Below are 16,659 nucleotides of genomic sequence, written 5' to 3'. Positions count from 1 at the left end.
ACGAAATGCGCGCCCGCTCCCTCGCGCTACGAAATGCGCGCCCCGCTCCCTCGCGCTACGAAATGCTCGCCCGCTTTCGACGCTACGAAATGCGCGCTAGCCGCCTTTGCGCTTCTTGAAATACGCGGCGCGGAGAGCGTCGATGAAGCGCGCGTCCACGAGGCCGGGCGCGTTGCCCTGATAGGTCATCGCGTTGTCGGCGCGGAACTTGTCTACCGCGGCAATCGCTTCTTCGTCGAACACGCCGTACTCGCGGGCAGGCGCGGGATCAGGAAACGCCGCCAGCGTGGGGCGCCAGTAGCCGAGCGCGTGCAGCATCCGCTTGAGTTCGATGACGTCGGCGCCTTCCACGCGCGAAAACTCGCGATAGCCAAGACGACGGGCCGTGGTCATGTAGATGCGCTTCATCTCGCCAACGGGGTTCGGATGCTCGCCCACCTCGATGGCCAGCGCGATGTGATCGCCGCCGCGGCCGGGGTTGTTCGGGTCGGCGATCTTGATCGCCGCCGACTGCAAGTGATCCCCATCGCCTGTCTCCGCCTTTGGCGTAGCCCGCCTCGAGCGCCAGGATCATCCGCTCGGCCAGCGGCATGCCTACGCCGTCGGTGGCCTCAAACGTGGCGGCCACCGCCTCGATGACTTCAGGCCCCACCATGATGTTGGCCTGCACCGTGTAGTTGAGGCCCTGTTTGCTGCCGGCCCACACGCCGTTCTGCTTGCCGGTGTGGGCGGCCGAGCGACCCTGCATGTCGATCACGCCCACCTGCCGCGACTCGCGGCGTTCATCGGTGGCCAGCAACTGCGTGATGATGTCCTTCGGCTCCACGCCCTTTTCGATCAGGTCGAGCCCACGCGCGCCAAACTCCACCATGGTGGAGGCCTGCGTGCACACGGCGCCCACACCCTTGTCGGGACGTGCGCGCACATGCGGCACAGCGCGGCCCACAAACGGCACCCGCGTGGTCACCGCCGCGCCCGACTGCCCTGTGGCCGGGTCAATCGCGCACAGCGAAAACGTGGAGTACTGCGGATCGCCGGCCGCGTTTACGGTGACGCCATCTGCGGCGGTTGTTTGCGCCGCGGCGGGAGCGGCCGACACAAGGAGCACCGCGGCTACTCGCAACAGGGCGTTTCGATATTCAGTCATCAGTTCCCCCAAGAGCCGCGGCCTTGAGATTCAGGCCGCGCTACGAGAAAAATATCGCATTTCAAAAAAAGCCGCGGCCTTGAGACCCAGGCCGCGCTACGAGGGCGATCAGGACGCGCATTTCGTAGCGCGGCGTGAACCTCAACGCCGCGGCTCTACGAGCGTCGAAGAATTGCATACGCCGGAAGCCCGACGGCGCCGAGGCGTTTCATGATCGCCGCCGTGGCCGGGTCGTCGAGATCCTCAGACTGCACCTTGATCTTCACGTATCCCGAAAGCGCCGCCGTCACAAGCGGATCCTTCAGCGTGGTCTTATCCATGGTCAAGCAGTTCTTGCACCAGGTGGCCCAGAGGTCGAGCAGGACCGGCTTGTTGTCGCGCTCCGCTTCGGCAAGCCCGACCGCCAGTGACGAGTGCCAGCCGCTGGCCAGCATCTCGCTGACGGAGGACGAGACTTCGGTGGCGTCAGCGGATCGATCATCGAACAACGTGTACGCGAGGTAGCCGTAGTAGGCGGCGGTCAGCAGGATGACGACGCCGAATACTTGCTTGACGCGGACCATCCACGCACCGGGTTTCGGCAGGGCCGCCATGCCCGCACCGGCGATGGGCCATGGCAAGGCCATGCCAAGTCCGAGCACAAACGGTAACGCGAGCGCCACGCCGTTGCCTTTTGCATACAGGTCGCTCGCGAAGAGCACCACCTGAATCACGACAGGCGCCACGCAGGCGCCGGCCAGCAGAGCCGCGACGCTGCCCATCGTGAAGGCCAGGGCCACGCTCCCCTGCTGGGTGGAGGTTGGCTGGAACGCTGCGGAGAATTTCGAAAAGTCGATCATGAGGACGTCGAACATCGCCAGGCCGAGCGCGACAAACAACACAGCGATACTCAGATTGAACCAGGGCGATGAGTTGATCGCACCGAACGTGCCGGCAGTGAGAATCACCACGAGACCGAGCACACCATAGACCACCGCCATGGCCGCGCCGTAGCTTGCGCCCAGGATGAACCCGCGACTGCGCGACCCGGCTTTGGCCCCCGCGCCGATGATGGCCAGATTGATCGGGATCATGGGCAACACGCATGGCGTGAGGTTCAGCGCGAGACCACCCACGAGCACGATCAGGAGAATCGCCAGCGGGCCGCGATTGTCGAAGAGTCCGGACGGCTTCGTTCCAGACTCGGCATCTTTGATGAACGTGAGGAAGTCGTTTGTCCCGAGGTAGCCGCCGGTGGCCAGTTGCAGCGTGAACTTGTCGAGGGCCGCTACACCGTCCGCGCCGCCCCCAGCGGGTGTTGGCGCAGGTGCTGCTGGAGCCGCTTCTGCGGTGCGCGGCGGAGGCTTGATGCCCTTGCCAAATGCGATCCCCGCGAAGACGGCCTGGTGTTGCGGTGTCACTGCTGTGCCCGCGGGCACGACTTCGACAATCCACGGCACGGCCTCGGTGAGCGGACGGAAGCAGACGGTGTCGTTGCAGGCCTGATACCGCAGGCGCGCGCTGATCACGAGCGTGCCTGGCGCCACGTTGGGCGCCAGGGTCACCTGCACACCAATCACGAAGTCGTGGCCGTAGACCGACAGCGGCTCAGGCTGACCAAACTGCTTGAGGGCGGTGGCCGCCGGATACACCAGTTCGTCCACCGTGACGCCCGCAGGTGGATCCACCGTGAGCACCGTGGCGATGAACCCCGGGTCACTCGGCGTGTTGGACTGGACGTGCAGCGACTTGTCGAGCACCACGCGCATGGCGAGCCGCGCGGTGGCCCCCGCGCGAATGACGTTGGTCTGGGTGAGCGCCGTCAGGGCGGCGTCGAGCGGAGGGGGCTGCTGGGCCGTGAGGCCACGCGCCGCCAGGAGGCAGACAAGGAGGAAGAGCAGCCGCAAGGGAGTGCGCATATCAAGAACGACCTCTGAGGTCAGACCTCAGAGGTCCTGGGGTTCTCGGCGTCCTTACTTGGCGGCCGCGATCACGATGGAATCGGCGGCGATCGAGAGCTTGCCGTCCTTGTCCTTCGTCACTTCGCCAGTCACCGTGACCTGCTTGGTCATGAACTCGATGAGCTTGGCGTTCTTCTCGGCCGTCAGCTTGCCGGTGATCACGTACATGCCGTCTTTGGCGAACACCGCCACCGGCTCACCGCGCTTCGCGCAGCTTTCGGCGCACGCCTTGTGATCGGGCCCCTTCTTGGTGGCGCCGCACATGACATCAATCAACTCACCGGTGACTTTGACCGGGTCGGCCGCATACGCCGGCAGCGCCATGGCCATCGCCAACATCACACCACCCACACCAAGAGACAGTTTCTTCATGCATCCTCCACAAAAAACAGGTTGTTGCCGAACAAGCATTCTAGCGCGGCGCGCGCTTCAACGCCGCGGAGTTCGGCGGCCTTGAGGTTCAGGCCGCCCTACGAGGAAGTTCCCCAGTTCCTAAGTTCCCCAGTTCCCCAGTTCCCAAGTTCCCAAGTTCCCCAGTTCCCCAGTCACCTACCCGGATCGGCGCGCACCTCCACCGTGGTCGTGACCGTCTGTCCGCCTACGGTCAGCCGGGCCTGATACGTGCCCGGCGCGACGAGCGCACCGCGCCCGCCGCCGCGGCCGCCCCCGGGCGCCCCGCCCGCGCCAGCCCCACGACCACCGCCGGCCACCGCTTCGCCGCGCATGTCCCACACCACGCGTCGCAACGTGACGCCCGGATCGGCGGGCACAGGCAGCGTGCGCACAAGCTCACCGGCCGCGTTGTGAATGGTGAGGCGGCCGTCTCCCGCACCGGTGAACAGCCGGTAGTCGATGTAGACGCCATCTTCGGGATTCGGCGCGCGGAAGTATGTCTGCCCGATGGCATCGCGCCCACGCTGGAACCTGGTCCACTGCGTACCGGGCCGCGCGGCCACCACCACCGCAGACGACGAGGGCGCGTCTCCGGTGAGCGCCTCGAGGCCACGGATCGAATCCAGGATCCAGATGCCGCGGCCATGCGAGCCGATCACCAGATCGCGTTCGCGAGGATGAATCACCATGTCGTGCACCGGCACCGTCGGCAGGCCCGCCGCCACCGGTCGCCACGTCTGCCCCGCGTCGAGGCTGCCGAAGACTCCGGTATAGGTGCCCGCGAACAGCAGCTTGGCATTCGACGGGTCTTCAACAAAAGACAAGACCGGACTGTCTTGCGGCAGGTCGCCCGCCACCGACGTCCACGTCATACCAAGGTCAGCGCTCCTCAACAGATACGGCTCAAAGTCGTCGTCTTCATGACCGGCCGGCACCACATACATCACCTTGTCGTCGTGCGCGGAGAAGAACACGCGCACGATCTGCGTGCCGATGGGCACACCCGGAAACGTCTCGATCTTCCTCCAGGTGACACCGCCATCCTCTGTCACCTGCACCAGCCCATCGTCTGTCGCGACGGCGATCAGTCCCGCGCGGCGAGGTGATTCGTGGATGAAGCGCAACGTGCCGTAGTCGGAGATGCGATTGGCAGGATCGATCGCGACCTGCTTCGTGAGATCAGGACTGACCGTCTCCCAACTGTCGCCGCGAGTCCGACTGCGATGCAGGAACTGCGACCCGAAGTACACCGTGGAGCCGTCGTGCACGGAGAGGTGAATGGGCGCGTTCCAGTTCCATCGATACGTCGTGCCTGCGGGCGCTTGCGGCACAATCCGGCGCCGCTCGCCCGTCGATGGATTGAACCGCACCAGACCACCGTACTGCGACTCGGTGTAGACCACATTCGGATTTGCGGGCTCCACCTGCACCGAGAATCCGTCACCGCCCACCGTGACGTACCAGTCGTCGTTGACGATGCCGTCGCTGTTGCGGGTCGCACTCGGACCGCCCAGTGAGTTGTTGTCCTGGGTCCCTCCGTAGACGTAATAGAAGGGCTCGCGCATGTCGGTGGCCACCGTGTAGAACTGCGTGGTGACCATCTGGCTCATGTGACGCCAGCTGCGGCCCGCATCGTACGACTGATACACGCCGCCGTCATTGCCGAGAATCAGATGCTCACGGTTGGACGGGTTCGTCCACAGATCGTGGTGATCCACATGCACACCCGGACCTGGTAGCTCTGTACGGAATGTGGCGCCGCCATCACTCGACGTCGCAATCTCCGTCTGCAACACGTGCACACGTTGGGGGTCGCCTGGGTCACACCGAATCTGGCCGTAGTAGTACGACGATGCGCTGATGGGAGCGCGGCGGGTCCACGTGGCGCCCGCATCGGTGGAGCGATAGACGCCGCGAGTGGCCGCGTCACCTTCAACAGCGGCGAAGACTGTTGCCGGCTGTGAGCGGCAGACCGAAAGACCGATGCGTCCCATCGGCCCGGCTGGAAGTCCGGCGGCGAGGCGGGACCATGTTTCGCCCGCGTCCGTGGACTTGTAGACGCCGCTTCCCGTGCCCGTGCTGATGAAGCTCCAATCGCGGCGCTCGCGATGCCACGCGGCCGCATACAGCACACTGGCATTTCGCGGATCCATGGCGATGTCCACCACGCCCGTGCGCCCACCAGGCGCCAGCACGTTCCTCCACGTCGAGCCGCCGTCGGTGGTCTTCCACAGGCCGCGAGCCTCGTTGTTCGAGTCCCACATCGACCCAACCGCCGACGCGTACACGATGTCGGGGTTGGTGGGATGCACCACCACACGCCCCATGTGCTGGCTGTTGCGCAAGCCTCTGTGCTGCCACGACCGGCCTCCATCGTCGGATCGATAGATCCCATCGCCGGGCGAGGTGCTGCGCAGGTTGCGCATGTTCGGTTCACCGGTGGCGACCCAGAGGATGTCGGGATTCGACGGCGCCACGGCCATGCCGCCGATCGAGATGCGGCCGGCTCGCTCAAACACCGGTGACCACGTGGTGCCGGCGTTGCCGGTCTTCCACACACCGCTCGACGCCGTGGCGGCGTAGAAGGTGCGTGGGTCACGTTCGACGACCGCCAGTTCCACAATCCGCGTGCCGGTCACGGCCGGTCCGACGTTGCGCCAGGTCAAGGCCGTGAGCGGTACGTTTGTCTGAGCCGGAACGGTCGGCCACGCGAGAAGAGACAACAAGACGAGAATTCGAATCACCATGACAGGGGCGATTGTAGACTTGGTTCGCCCCGATGTCAGCCGAACGACGTAAACGACTCATCGCCCAGTTTTTCCGCACGATGCCCACAGGCGCGAAAGTCGCCTTTTATGCGGGCATCTTCTTCTGCTTCGCGCCGATCGGGCTCTTGCAGGAATCGGTCACCCTCAATGTGGGTCCCTGGTGGGTGGTGGTGACCATGACGCTGTTCTCTGGCGGGATCGCCGTGACCTACGCCTGGACCATCATCAACTACCCCCGCTGGTTTCCAATTCCTGTCGCGGTGCAGCTCGGAGTGACGTACCTGCTCAACCTCACGGTCACGGTGACGGACCCCGCCCCGACGGCACTCGACGCAGGCGGGCTTGAGGCCCTGAAAACACGGCTGACGATTCTTGCAGGCCTGACGGTGACGAGCCTCATGGGCGCGTATTCGTCATTCTTTTATCTCATCCGCCGTGAAGGACTGCGCTTCTCGGGCGCCCACGCCGAGATTCGACTGGCGCGCGATATTCACACCGCGCTCGTGCCGCGTCTTGCGGGCCGCAATGGCGACATCACGTGGGTCGGGCGTTCTCGTCCAAGCGGCGACGTGGGCGGCGATCTGGTGGACGAAGTGGATGCCCGGCACGGATGGTTTGCCACCGTGGCCGACGTCAGCGGACACGGAGTGGCCGCCGGCGTGCTCATGGGCATGTTCAAGACCGCGTTCCGCTCGGCGCTCGACGATGGGCGCGAAGTCGGCGAGGTGGTGACGCACATCAACCGGGTCATCAGCCCGTTGCGGCAGCCCCACATGTTCATCACGGCCGCGTGCATTCAGCAGACGGCGCCGGGGCGCCTCGCGTACCTGCTGGCCGGTCATCCGCCGATGCTGCACTACTCGCGCGCCACTGGCACGTCTGTCTGGGTCGGCCAATCACAACTGGCGCTCGCACTGCTCGACGACACGGTCTACCGGAGCCACGAGCTGGTGCTGGCTCACGGCGACGTCCTGGTCATCGTGACGGACGGCCTGCTTGAGGTGTTCGACCGGCAGGACCGCGAGCTGGGACTGGATGGTCTGAAGGCGGCCGTGACGACGGCCGCCGCGTCGGGATCGCTCGAGGCGATCGAGACCGCCGTGTTTGAAGCGTGCGAGAAACACGGGCCCCAGATCGACGACCAGACGGTGCTCGTGCTCATGCGCAACGCGCACTAGTCCAGGGTCCAGAGTCCAGGGTCCAGGGTCCAGAGTTCCGGTCTTCGTAGCGCGGCGTGCACTTCAACGCCGCGGCCCTTCGGCGGCCTTGAGATTCAGGCCGCCCTACGAGGACTGACACCCTGGCTACACCGCGTGGCGCCGGAGGCGGCGCGCGAACTGGGCGGCGAAGACGCGTTTCATGACGGCGAGTTTCATCCGGTGCCACCGGAACTGACGTGTGGACAGTGACTCGCACTCCTCGGGCAACAGCACGAGCGAGACATGGACGTCGGGCGCGCAGCCAATGGGCAAGCCTGCCTCCATACACGCCTCGTAGAGCCGGCGGAACACGGGGATGAGGCTCTCGGTGTCGGGCGGCTCGCGGTCTTCGTAGTCGGTGCCGCGCAGCGGGCGGAAGACACACACCGTGGGAATGGCGCCGGCGGCCGTGATCCAGTTGATGGCTGCGATGGATGACTCCGGCGGCTCGAGCCCCGCGATGATCTCGCCATTGGTGACCCACGGCTCAGACGCCGGTCCCTGGGCTCCCAGCCGGGCGCAATACCGGATGGCATCCAGGTAGCGATCCAGTCCATACTGCGCGTCTTTGCCTGGGCACACGTCGCGAAACACGTCCCGGTCAAAAATCTCGAAACAAAACGACACGCGATTCACGCCCATCGCGCGCAGGCGATCGTAGCGGGACAAATCGTGATGCGGCGGCGTCTGCACGCCCACGAGCAGGCCCGTCTCTTTCTTGATGCGCCGAAGGTAGGGCTCCAGAATATCGAGGTAGGTGTCGCCCTCGTAGTGCCCGGTATTGAAGTCCACGTACGTGATGCCGGATTCATTGCGCGCCGCGCGCACCACCTCCAGCACTTCCTCCACGGACTTCTCCGACGCGTCGTCTACCCCGAGGTTCAGCCCCACCGAACAGAAGTGACAATTGGTCTTCGTGGGTTCGGCCACCCAGTAGTCACAGACCTTCGCGGGATACACACCGAGGTAGGTGCCCTGAAGGGTGCCGACGCGCGTCATCGGTTTGCCGGATCGGGTCTTGGCGTCGTACCACGCCGGCCTGGGCGACAACGTGAGGGACGTGACCGCCTCGTCATTGCGATAAAGCGTGAGGCCGCCGGCCTCGCGGCGAATGACATAGGGCGACCGCTGGGCGAAGGCCTCCAGCACCGGCACGTTGGTCCAGAATCCCCCTGGCAACACCACTTCAAGGCCCGACCCGAGGCCTGCCCGCGTCCTCAGCAGCCCGCGACCGGTGCCCTCGCCGTCCAGACACGACTCGTCCAGGCGCGCGCCCTTGCAGTACAGGTCGAGCTTCAGAAGCGCAGAGTTCTCGCGCAATGTGGCCAGGGTGAGCATTCGGCGTCGGGTTCTCTTGCACACCCTGTGCCGACAGGTCCTCCTAACGTAGCGCGGCGTGAATCTCAACGCCGCGGCACACGGCGGCCTTGAGACCCAGGCCGCCCTACGAGGACGGACCCAGGCCGCGGAACTACGAGTGACGCGCATTTCGTAGCGCGGCCTGGGTCTCAAGGCCGCGGAACTACGGGCGAAATCCCGCGGTGGTAGCGGAAATCTCCCACAGTGCTTCCACCCGCGGCGCAAGTACAATTGCCCCGTTCCGGAGGGTCCACATGACGTCTCGTATCTCCCGTATTTCCGTTCTTGCAGCCGGCTTGGTGCTGTTCAACGTTGCTGCTCTGATTCCCTCCACCCCACTGCAGGCGCAGTCGGCTGCCGGCGTTGAGGCGGTGGCCAATGCGCTCACCTTCCGTAACCTCGGCCCGTTTCGCTCGTCGGCGTGGGTCACCGAAATTGCCGTGCCCGAGACCACCGGCCGCGACCAGCTCTACACAATTTACGCCGCCACCCGCAGTGGCGGCCTCTGGAAGACCACCAACAACGGCATCACCTGGAATGCCATCTCCGACAGCGTGGACGCGGCCGCCGTGGGCGCAGTCACCATCGCCCCATCCAACCCCAACGTGGTCTGGATGGGCACGGGCGCTCAGGACGTGGCGCGTTCCTCCTACTCCGGTAAGGGCGTCTTCAAATCTGTGGACGCCGGCGCCACCTGGCAGTTCATGGGCCTGCCCGACTCCCACCACATCGCCCGCATCGTCATTCATCCGAAAAATCCGGACGTCGTGTATGTGGCGGCGATCGGCCATCTCTTTTCACGCAACGAAGAACGCGGCGTGTTCAGGACGATGGATGGCGGCAAGACCTGGGACAAGGTGCTCTACATCAACGACGGTGTGGCCGCGATCGACATCGTGATCAACCGTCAGACGCCCACCGTGTTGTACGCGGCGATGTATGAGAAAGACCGCAAGCCGTGGCAGATCATCGAGAGCGGCCCTGAGAGCGGCATCTACAAGACCACTGATGGCGGCACGAAGTGGACGCGACTGGCCGGCGGACTGCCGACAGGGAAGATTGGCCGCATCGGCATCGACATCTATCAGCGCAACCCGCGCGTGTTGTACGCGTTGCTGGAGAATCAGAACCCAGCCCCAGGTGCAGCAGGTCGCGTAGGTGGCGCGAATCCGACGAGCCCACTCGCGAGCGGCATCATCGGTAACCAGCTCTATCGCAGCGATGACGCCGGCGTGACGTGGCGAAGCGTCACCGACGTCAACGTCGCGGGCGGCAAAGCGCCGTATTCGTTCAACCAGGTGCGCATCAATCCGCACAACGACCAGACGGTCATCGTCACCAGCGACTCGATGTACATCTCACGAGACGGCGGCAAGACGTGGGACAGCAATTTTTTCCGCGGCGTCTTCGGCGACTTCCGCAGCATGTGGTGGGATCCGCTGGATGAGCAGCGCATCATGCTGGGCAGCGACGGCGGCGTGAATGTGTCGTATGACGGCGGCCGCACGTCCGACTACTTCCCGAACCTGGGGATCGGCGAGGCATACGCGCTGGGCGTGGATATGGACGACCCGTACAACGTCTATGCCGGCTTCCAGGATCACGACTCGTGGAAGGGCCCCAGCAACAGCACGACCGGGCGCATCACGCTGGAGCACTGGACGACCGTGGGCCCCGGTGACGGCATGTATAACGTCATCGACCCCACCGACAGCCGCTGGGTTTACAACACGCGCGAGCTGAACCAGCTTGGACGTATGGACCAGTTGACCGGCGTCCGCACCGACATCCGACCCCGGCGTGATGCGAGTGCGCCGCGGTTGCGCTACAACTGGATTGCGCCGATCGCGCTCTCGCCGCACAACCCGCAGATTCTGTACGCGGGCGCACAGGTGCTGTTCCGCTCGTTGAACCGCGGCGACACATGGGAAGAGATCAGTCCCGACCTGACGACCAACGACCCGGCGAAGATCGGCCTCAACGTGCCGTACTGCACGATCACGTCGATCTCCGAGTCGCCGCTGAAGGCGGGCGTCCTCTGGGTCGGAACCGACGACGGCAAAGTGCACGTGTCGCAGAATCACGGTGGAGCGTGGACGGATCTCACGCCCGCGCTGACCGCAGTGGGCGCGCCGGTGGATCGCTGGGTCAGCCGCGTCTACGCGTCGTCACACGATGCGGCCACGGCGTTTGTGTCGAAGAGCGGCTTTCGCAACGACGACTTCCGGCCGTTCTTGTACAAGACGACGGACTTGGGCAAGACGTGGACGTCTGTCAGCGGCAACCTGCCCGCGTCTCCGATCAACGTAGTGGTGCAGGATCGCAAAAACGCGAACCTGCTCATCGTCGGCAACGACATCGGCGTATACGTCTCGATCAATGGCGGCGGTGAGTGGACGCGCCTGAAGGCCAACCTCCCCACCGTGGCGGTGCACGACCTGACCGTCCATCCTCGCGAGAACGATCTGGTGATCGCCACCTACGGGCGTGCGATCTGGGCGGGCGACATCACACCGCTGCAGGAACTGTCCGCCGACGTGCTCGCGAAGAAATTCCATCTGTTCGCCGTGGAGCCGAAAGCACGCTACGGATTCAGCCTGCAGGGGATGAACTATCACCTCTTCGGCGACAAATACCTCGAGGTGCCTAATGAGCCGGAAGCGCTTGTCGTGCAGTATCACCTCGCGGCGGCCGGCACCGGTCAGGCACAGATCACTTTGGCCGATGCGGCAGGTCGCACCGTGCGGCAACTGACCGGCCCGACGCGCGCCGGGCTCAATCGCGTGAACGTCCCTCTGGCGGGAGGCGGTGGCGGTCGAGGTGGCGGCGCTGGGCGCGGGGGCGCTCCAGGTGGCGCTGCGGCCAGTGGTCCGCTCGCCGTTGGAACCTACGCGGTTTCGGTGGATATCGCCGGCGAGAAACAAACGGTGGCGGCGATGGTGCGGGAGCGCATTCTCGCACGGCGCTAGGCGCGCTCCCGCGTGTAATGGCGAAATGTCACAAATGTCCGAAATGGCGAAATGTCGGACAAACCGATTGCAGGGAAGAATGTAGGAATGTCTCTGCCCTCCTCGTAGGGCGGCCTGTCCTCGTAGGGCGGCCTGGGTCTCAAGGCCGCCGTTTATCGCGGCGTTGAGGTTCACGCCGCGCTACGAAATGCATTTCGCCATTACGCCCGCGGCGCCCTAGTCGCGTCGCAGCGCGTCCACAGGATCGACGCGCGATGCGCGTCGCGCTGGAATGAGCGCCGCCCCAAGGGCGACCGCCGCCAGAACCAGCGCGGCTCCGCCGAAGCTTGCCCCGTCGAATCGGTCAACGCCGTAGAGTCGGCTCGCGGTGACAGAAGTGGCCCACATCGCCAGTCCGAATCCAATCGCCGCGCCAAGCAGGGTGATCGACAGGGCCTGGCGAAACACGAGCCCCTGAATGCCGAGCGCGGTTGCGCCCAGAGCCACGCGCACGCCGATCTCCCTGGTGCGCTGGCCCACCATGTGTGCCATCGCGCTGAAGAGCCCGACGCCGGCCAGGAAGATTGCCGCACCCGCCAGCACGGCGCCGATGGTCATCGCCAGGCGATCGTCCGTGATGTTCACGTCGATCTGATTGCGCAGGGTGCGCGTCTGGGTGATGGGGACGGAGGGCGCCAGATCCACCAGCGCCCGCCTGAGCGCCGGCATCGTGGTTGACAGTGCCCCGGCGACGCGTACGTGAAAGACACCGTCCAGCGCGTGCCTGGGCGACATGTGCACGTAGAAACTGGGTCGCGGCTCCTCGCGCACCTCGCGATATTTCGCATCGGCCACCATTCCAACCACTTCAACCGGCTGGCCCGTGGTGTCGTCGCCGAGGTAGAACCGTTGGCCGACCGCGCGTGCGTTGGGCCAGTAGCGCCTGGCCATGGTCTCGTTGACGACACCCTCGATCAACGGCGGCGGAGCCGGTGGGCCTGCAGCCTGAGGACCTGCGGCCGTCGCTGCCGCCTGGGAAGCGGCGGGCGCCGCAGCCGCGACCGGTCGTGCGCGAAGCGCCGCGCCATCAAGCAACCGAATGCCCATGGCTTCAAAGTACGCACTGGTCACCGAGTTGTAGTTGATCTCCATGTCCTCGTCGGGCTGCGGCGCATAGCCGGACACATGAATGGTCATGCGTGAGCCGCCCGTGTTGACGGGGCGAACGCGCGCGAAGGCCGCTGCCCGAACGCCGGGGATCGCCGATAGCCGATCGATGCCTTCGGTGACGTACGCGTCCGCGCGACTCTCACTGAACTGCGCCGCGCCCGGCGCCACGGCCAGCAGCGCCACTTCATTCGTGGCAAAACCGGTGGGCGCGTTCCTGAGATTGCCCACCGTCCTGACGAGTAACAGCGCTGAGACGACCAGCGCAAGTGAGAGCGCGAACTGACCGACGAGCATTCCCGATCGCAGGAGGCCGGCAAGGCGAGTGGCCGTGCCGCCGCGGCCACCATCAGCCATCGCGGCCAGGCGGGTGGATCGCAACACGTGAACCGCAGGCGCGAGACTCGACAGCAGCGCTGAGGCCAACGCCAGTCCCGACACAAACAGCGCCAGTCGCCAGTCGATCGACAGATCAAGCGCGACCGGTTCGCCAAACCGCAACATCAGGCGTGAGGCCGCGGTGGCGCCTGCGCTGGCAAGCCCGAGACCGAGGATCGCACTGCCCACACACAACAACACGGCTTCCGCCACGATGAGACGGAACAACCGCCATCGACCCGCCCCCAGCGCCAGCCGGAGCGCCAGTTCACGACTCCGATCGGCCGCCCGGGCCATCAGCAGGTTCGCCACATTGGCGCACGCCACAAGCAGCACAACGAAGGTGGCTATCAACAGCGCCTGCAGCGTCGAGACAACCGACTCAGGCACGGTGAAGTCACCGTGAGACCCAGGTCCGGCATAGAGGCGTCGCGGCTCGGTGCGTTCCCACTTGGGATACAGCCCTTGCTCGATTTGCATCAGGTCGCTCGTGAGCGCGGCGTGGCTGGTGCCGGGGCGCCGTCGGCCCATCACCGTCAGCCAGCTCGTGCGTCGAGACGAGATGGCCGCATCGGTCGGGTTTCCAGTGGCGATCGCTCGCTGCACCACAGGCACCCACACGTCTGCCCTGCGGCCGATCTCAACTCCCGAAAAGGTGTTGGGCACGATACCCACGATGGCGAAGGGCGCGTTGTTGAAGACCACGGTCGCGCCGGATTCGAGCGGCAGGGAGCGCCCCCACGCCCGCCACAATCGTTCGCTCACCACAGCCACCGGTGGCTGCCCCGGCTTATCGTCATCGTCACCGATGGGACGACCGGAGATGGTTCGCACGCCGAGGGTGGTGAAGTAGCCGCCGGTGACAAGCTCCGCGTCCACGATGGTGGTGGCGTTGCCCACGGTCGCCACCATTTGCCGCGGGCTCCACCCGAAGATGTCCACGAACGCGCGCTGTTCAGCGCGGATGTCGAGGTAGTCGGGATACGACATCTGGTGTTGGATGCTGGTGGGGCGCTGCTCGAGCACCACCACCAGATCGTCGGGCGCCGAGACCGGCAGCGGCCTGAGCACTGCGGCGTTCAGGATGGAAAACACGACGGTGGCCAGTGCGATGCCGATGACGAGCGACAGAATCGCCACCACTGAGACCAACGGCTTGCGCCGCGAGAGTCGAAACGCAAACCGGACGTCCTGCCACAACGAATCCATGAGGGCTCCTGAGGGTGTGGGAGAGATGCTGGCCGGCCAGCGTCGGCGCAACACCGGCACGAGTGATTGGATGGCCTGGCGCCGGTACCACCGGGCGGCATCGGCCGGCGACACCTGGGCGCGCGTTTCGAACTCTTCGTTCAGGTCACCAAGAACCGCGTCACGGTCGGCGGCAATGGTGAAGCGCTCAAGCAGCCACCGGGCCAGGCGTGGGGGGGTCGGCGTCATGCGCGGGTCCGCCGTGAGATGGGGGCCAGGCCCTGCCACATCCTGGCGAGGTAGTCGCGCGAGCGTTCAAGGGCGGCGGCGCCTGCCGGGCGAAGGACGAAATGCCGCTTGGCGCGGCCGCCGCGCGACGGCGTGGGGTCACCCATCTCCGAGGAGACGTAGCCCTTGCGCTCCAGGCGATCGAGGGCCGTATACAGGGCGCCGACGGGCACACTGCGCCCGGTGCGCGACTCGATGACCTGCCGGACACTCACGCCATACACGTCCTCGTTGGCCTGAATGAGGTGCGCGATGGCCAGCAGGACAGACTGTTCAAACTCGCCCAAGGACTCTGTTCGTGGCATTTACTCTGCTCCGTAGGAGTAATAGACGTGCGGAGCGCCGAAAAGTTTGCCACGCGGTAATGGCGAAATGTCACAAATGTCCGAAATGGCGAAATGTCGGACAAACCGATTGCAGGGAAGAATGTGGGAATGTCTTTGCCCTCCAATGTCTGAATCTGCCGCTCCAAGGTCATTCGTTCATTGCGCGCCTTGGACATTCGAGGATTTGGGCACTCGTGCATTGGCCTGACCTCGTAGGGCGGCCTGGGTCTCAAGGCCGCCGTACATCGCGGCGTTGAGGTTCACGCCGCGCTACGAAATACCGCACGGAGCAGCAAGTAGACTGTGGCAATGAAATACGAGCGGTTAGGAAGAAGCGGCCTGAAGGTGTCGCGCATCGGCGTCGGGTGCATGAGCTACGGCTCCTCGGCGTGGCGGCCGTGGGTGCTGGATGAAGATGCGGCGCGGCCGTTTTTTGTGCGGGCGATCGAAGCCGGAATCAACTACTTCGATACCGCCGACATGTACTCGATGGGCGCCAGCGAGGAAGTCACCGGGCGCCTGCTGAAGGAACTGGGGCGCCGCGAAGAACTGGTGATCGCGACCAAGGTCAACTTCCCCATGGGCGCCAGTGCGGATACGCCCAATATGGGCGGCCTGTCGCGCAAACACATCCTGCAGGCCTGCGACGCCAGCCTCAGGCGCCTTGGCGTTGACGTCATCGACCTGTACCAAATCCACCGCTTCGATCGGGATGTGCCGATAGAGGAAACGCTGGAGGCGCTGCACGACCTGGTGCGCGCCGGCAAGGTCCGTTACCTGGGCGCAAGTTCAGGTTCAGCCTGGAGGATGGCGCAAGCCCTGTCGATCTCAGAGCGGAATGGCTGGGCGCGTTTCATCTCCATGCAGAATCACTACAACCTGCTCTATCGCGAAGAGGAACGCGAGATGATCCCGCTCTGCCTCGATGCCGGAGTCGGCCTCGTTCCGTGGAGCCCGCTTGGCCGCGGCCTGCTCACGCGCCCGCGCCCGTCCGACGGCCACGTGAAGGGCCCAGGCACACCGCGGTCATTGTCCGACACCTACTCCCCCACCCTCTACGGCGATCCGGCGGACTGGCTTGTTGTGGATGCCGTTGAGCGCGTCGCCACCGCGCGTGGCCTCCCCATGGCCCAGGTCGCGCTCGCCTGGCTCCTCTCACGCCCCGGCGTCGTCGCGCCAATCATCGGCGCCACCAAGATGACGCACCTCGACGACGCGATCAGCGGCACGTCGATCGCGCTGGACGCCGCAGAGTGCGCGGCGCTGGAAGCGCCTTACACGGCGCATGAGGTGAAAGGGCACGACGTCTAGGCAGGGCGCTTGGCGATGCGCCGCGTAATGGCGAAATGTCACAAATGTCCGAAATGGCGAACTGCGGATAAACCAATGCAGGGAAGAATCTGGGAATGTCCAAGGCGCGCAATGAACGAATGACCTCGGAGCAGCAGATTCAACCATTGGAGGGCAAAGACATTCGGTCATTCTTCCCTGCAATCGGTTTGTCCGACATTTCGCCATTTCGGACATTTGTGACATTTCGCCATTACGCCCAACGCGG

At 65.0% G+C, this 16,659-nt stretch carries 10 protein-coding genes and 1 pseudogene; 3 read left to right on the top strand and 8 right to left on the bottom strand.

The genetic code is table 11. The annotated features are described in order from the left end of the window. Positions 1-96: 96 nt before the first annotated feature. The 5 genes and pseudogenes from IPL75_09465 to IPL75_09445 all read right to left on the bottom strand — a co-directional run bounded on the left by IPL75_09465 (position 97) and on the right by IPL75_09445 (position 6,227). Complete coding sequence (locus IPL75_09465) at positions 97-318, bottom strand: hypothetical protein (GenBank protein MBK9240481.1); 222 nt, start codon at positions 316-318, stop codon at positions 97-99. Further along, entirely contained in the window at positions 269-1,147 is an 879-nt protein-coding gene (locus IPL75_09460; protein MBK9240480.1) for a DUF1028 domain-containing protein, read from the bottom strand. Before IPL75_09460 ends, IPL75_09465 begins: the two co-directional genes overlap by 50 nt. Before the next feature lie 155 nt (positions 1,148-1,302). Continuing rightward, positions 1,303-3,045: a thioredoxin family protein gene (locus IPL75_09455; protein ID MBK9240479.1), complete on the bottom strand. Its 1,743-nt coding sequence runs from the start codon at positions 3,043-3,045 to the stop codon at positions 1,303-1,305. 54 nt (positions 3,046-3,099) lie between these two features. Further along, on the bottom strand, positions 3,100-3,459 hold the full coding sequence (locus IPL75_09450; protein ID MBK9240478.1) for a hypothetical protein: 360 nt from the start codon (positions 3,457-3,459) through the stop codon (positions 3,100-3,102). Positions 3,460-5,495: 2,036 nt separating this feature from the next. Next, positions 5,496-6,227: pseudogene (locus IPL75_09445) on the bottom strand (glycosyl hydrolase). 32 nt (positions 6,228-6,259) lie between these two features. On the opposite strand from IPL75_09445, the gene IPL75_09440 reads away from it, so the two are divergent. Continuing rightward, positions 6,260-7,426, top strand: coding sequence for a serine/threonine-protein phosphatase (locus tag IPL75_09440; GenBank protein ID MBK9240477.1), 1,167 nt, complete (start codon positions 6,260-6,262; stop codon positions 7,424-7,426). A 126-nt stretch (positions 7,427-7,552) separates the two neighbouring features. On the opposite strand, the gene IPL75_09435 is transcribed toward IPL75_09440, so the two are convergent. After that, a complete protein-coding gene (locus IPL75_09435; GenBank protein MBK9240476.1) occupies positions 7,553-8,785 on the bottom strand; it encodes a radical SAM protein in 1,233 nt (410 codons plus the stop codon). 275 nt (positions 8,786-9,060) lie between these two features. On the opposite strand from IPL75_09435, the gene IPL75_09430 reads away from it, so the two are divergent. Continuing rightward, positions 9,061-11,775 carry a hypothetical protein gene (locus IPL75_09430; protein ID MBK9240475.1) on the top strand — a complete coding sequence of 905 codons (2,715 nt, stop codon included), beginning with the start codon at positions 9,061-9,063 and terminating at the stop codon, positions 11,773-11,775. 216 nt (positions 11,776-11,991) lie between these two features. Here IPL75_09430 and IPL75_09425 read toward each other — a convergent pair whose 3' ends face one another. Together IPL75_09425 and IPL75_09420 are read right to left on the bottom strand one after the other, a co-directional pair. Beyond that, on the bottom strand, positions 11,992-14,736 hold the full coding sequence (locus tag IPL75_09425) for an ABC transporter permease (protein MBK9240474.1): 2,745 nt from the start codon (positions 14,734-14,736) through the stop codon (positions 11,992-11,994). After that, the gene (locus IPL75_09420; protein ID MBK9240473.1) at positions 14,733-15,080 is read right to left on the bottom strand and encodes a helix-turn-helix transcriptional regulator; all 348 of its coding nucleotides are present in this window, start codon (positions 15,078-15,080) and stop codon (positions 14,733-14,735) included. The genes IPL75_09425 and IPL75_09420 overlap by 4 nt, the downstream gene beginning before the upstream one ends. Positions 15,081-15,410: 330 nt before the next feature. On the opposite strand from IPL75_09420, the gene IPL75_09415 reads away from it, so the two are divergent. Then, the gene (locus tag IPL75_09415) at positions 15,411-16,412 is read left to right on the top strand and encodes an aldo/keto reductase (protein MBK9240472.1); all 1,002 of its coding nucleotides are present in this window, start codon (positions 15,411-15,413) and stop codon (positions 16,410-16,412) included. Positions 16,413-16,659: the final 247 nt, after the last annotated feature.

Source organism: Acidobacteriota bacterium, assembly GCA_016716905.1.
In the GTDB taxonomy this organism is placed as follows: domain Bacteria; phylum Acidobacteriota; class Vicinamibacteria; order Vicinamibacterales; family SCN-69-37; genus SYFT01.
The sequence above is the reverse complement of the archived record's forward strand: the minus strand, read 5'-3'. Positions and strand labels throughout refer to the sequence as shown.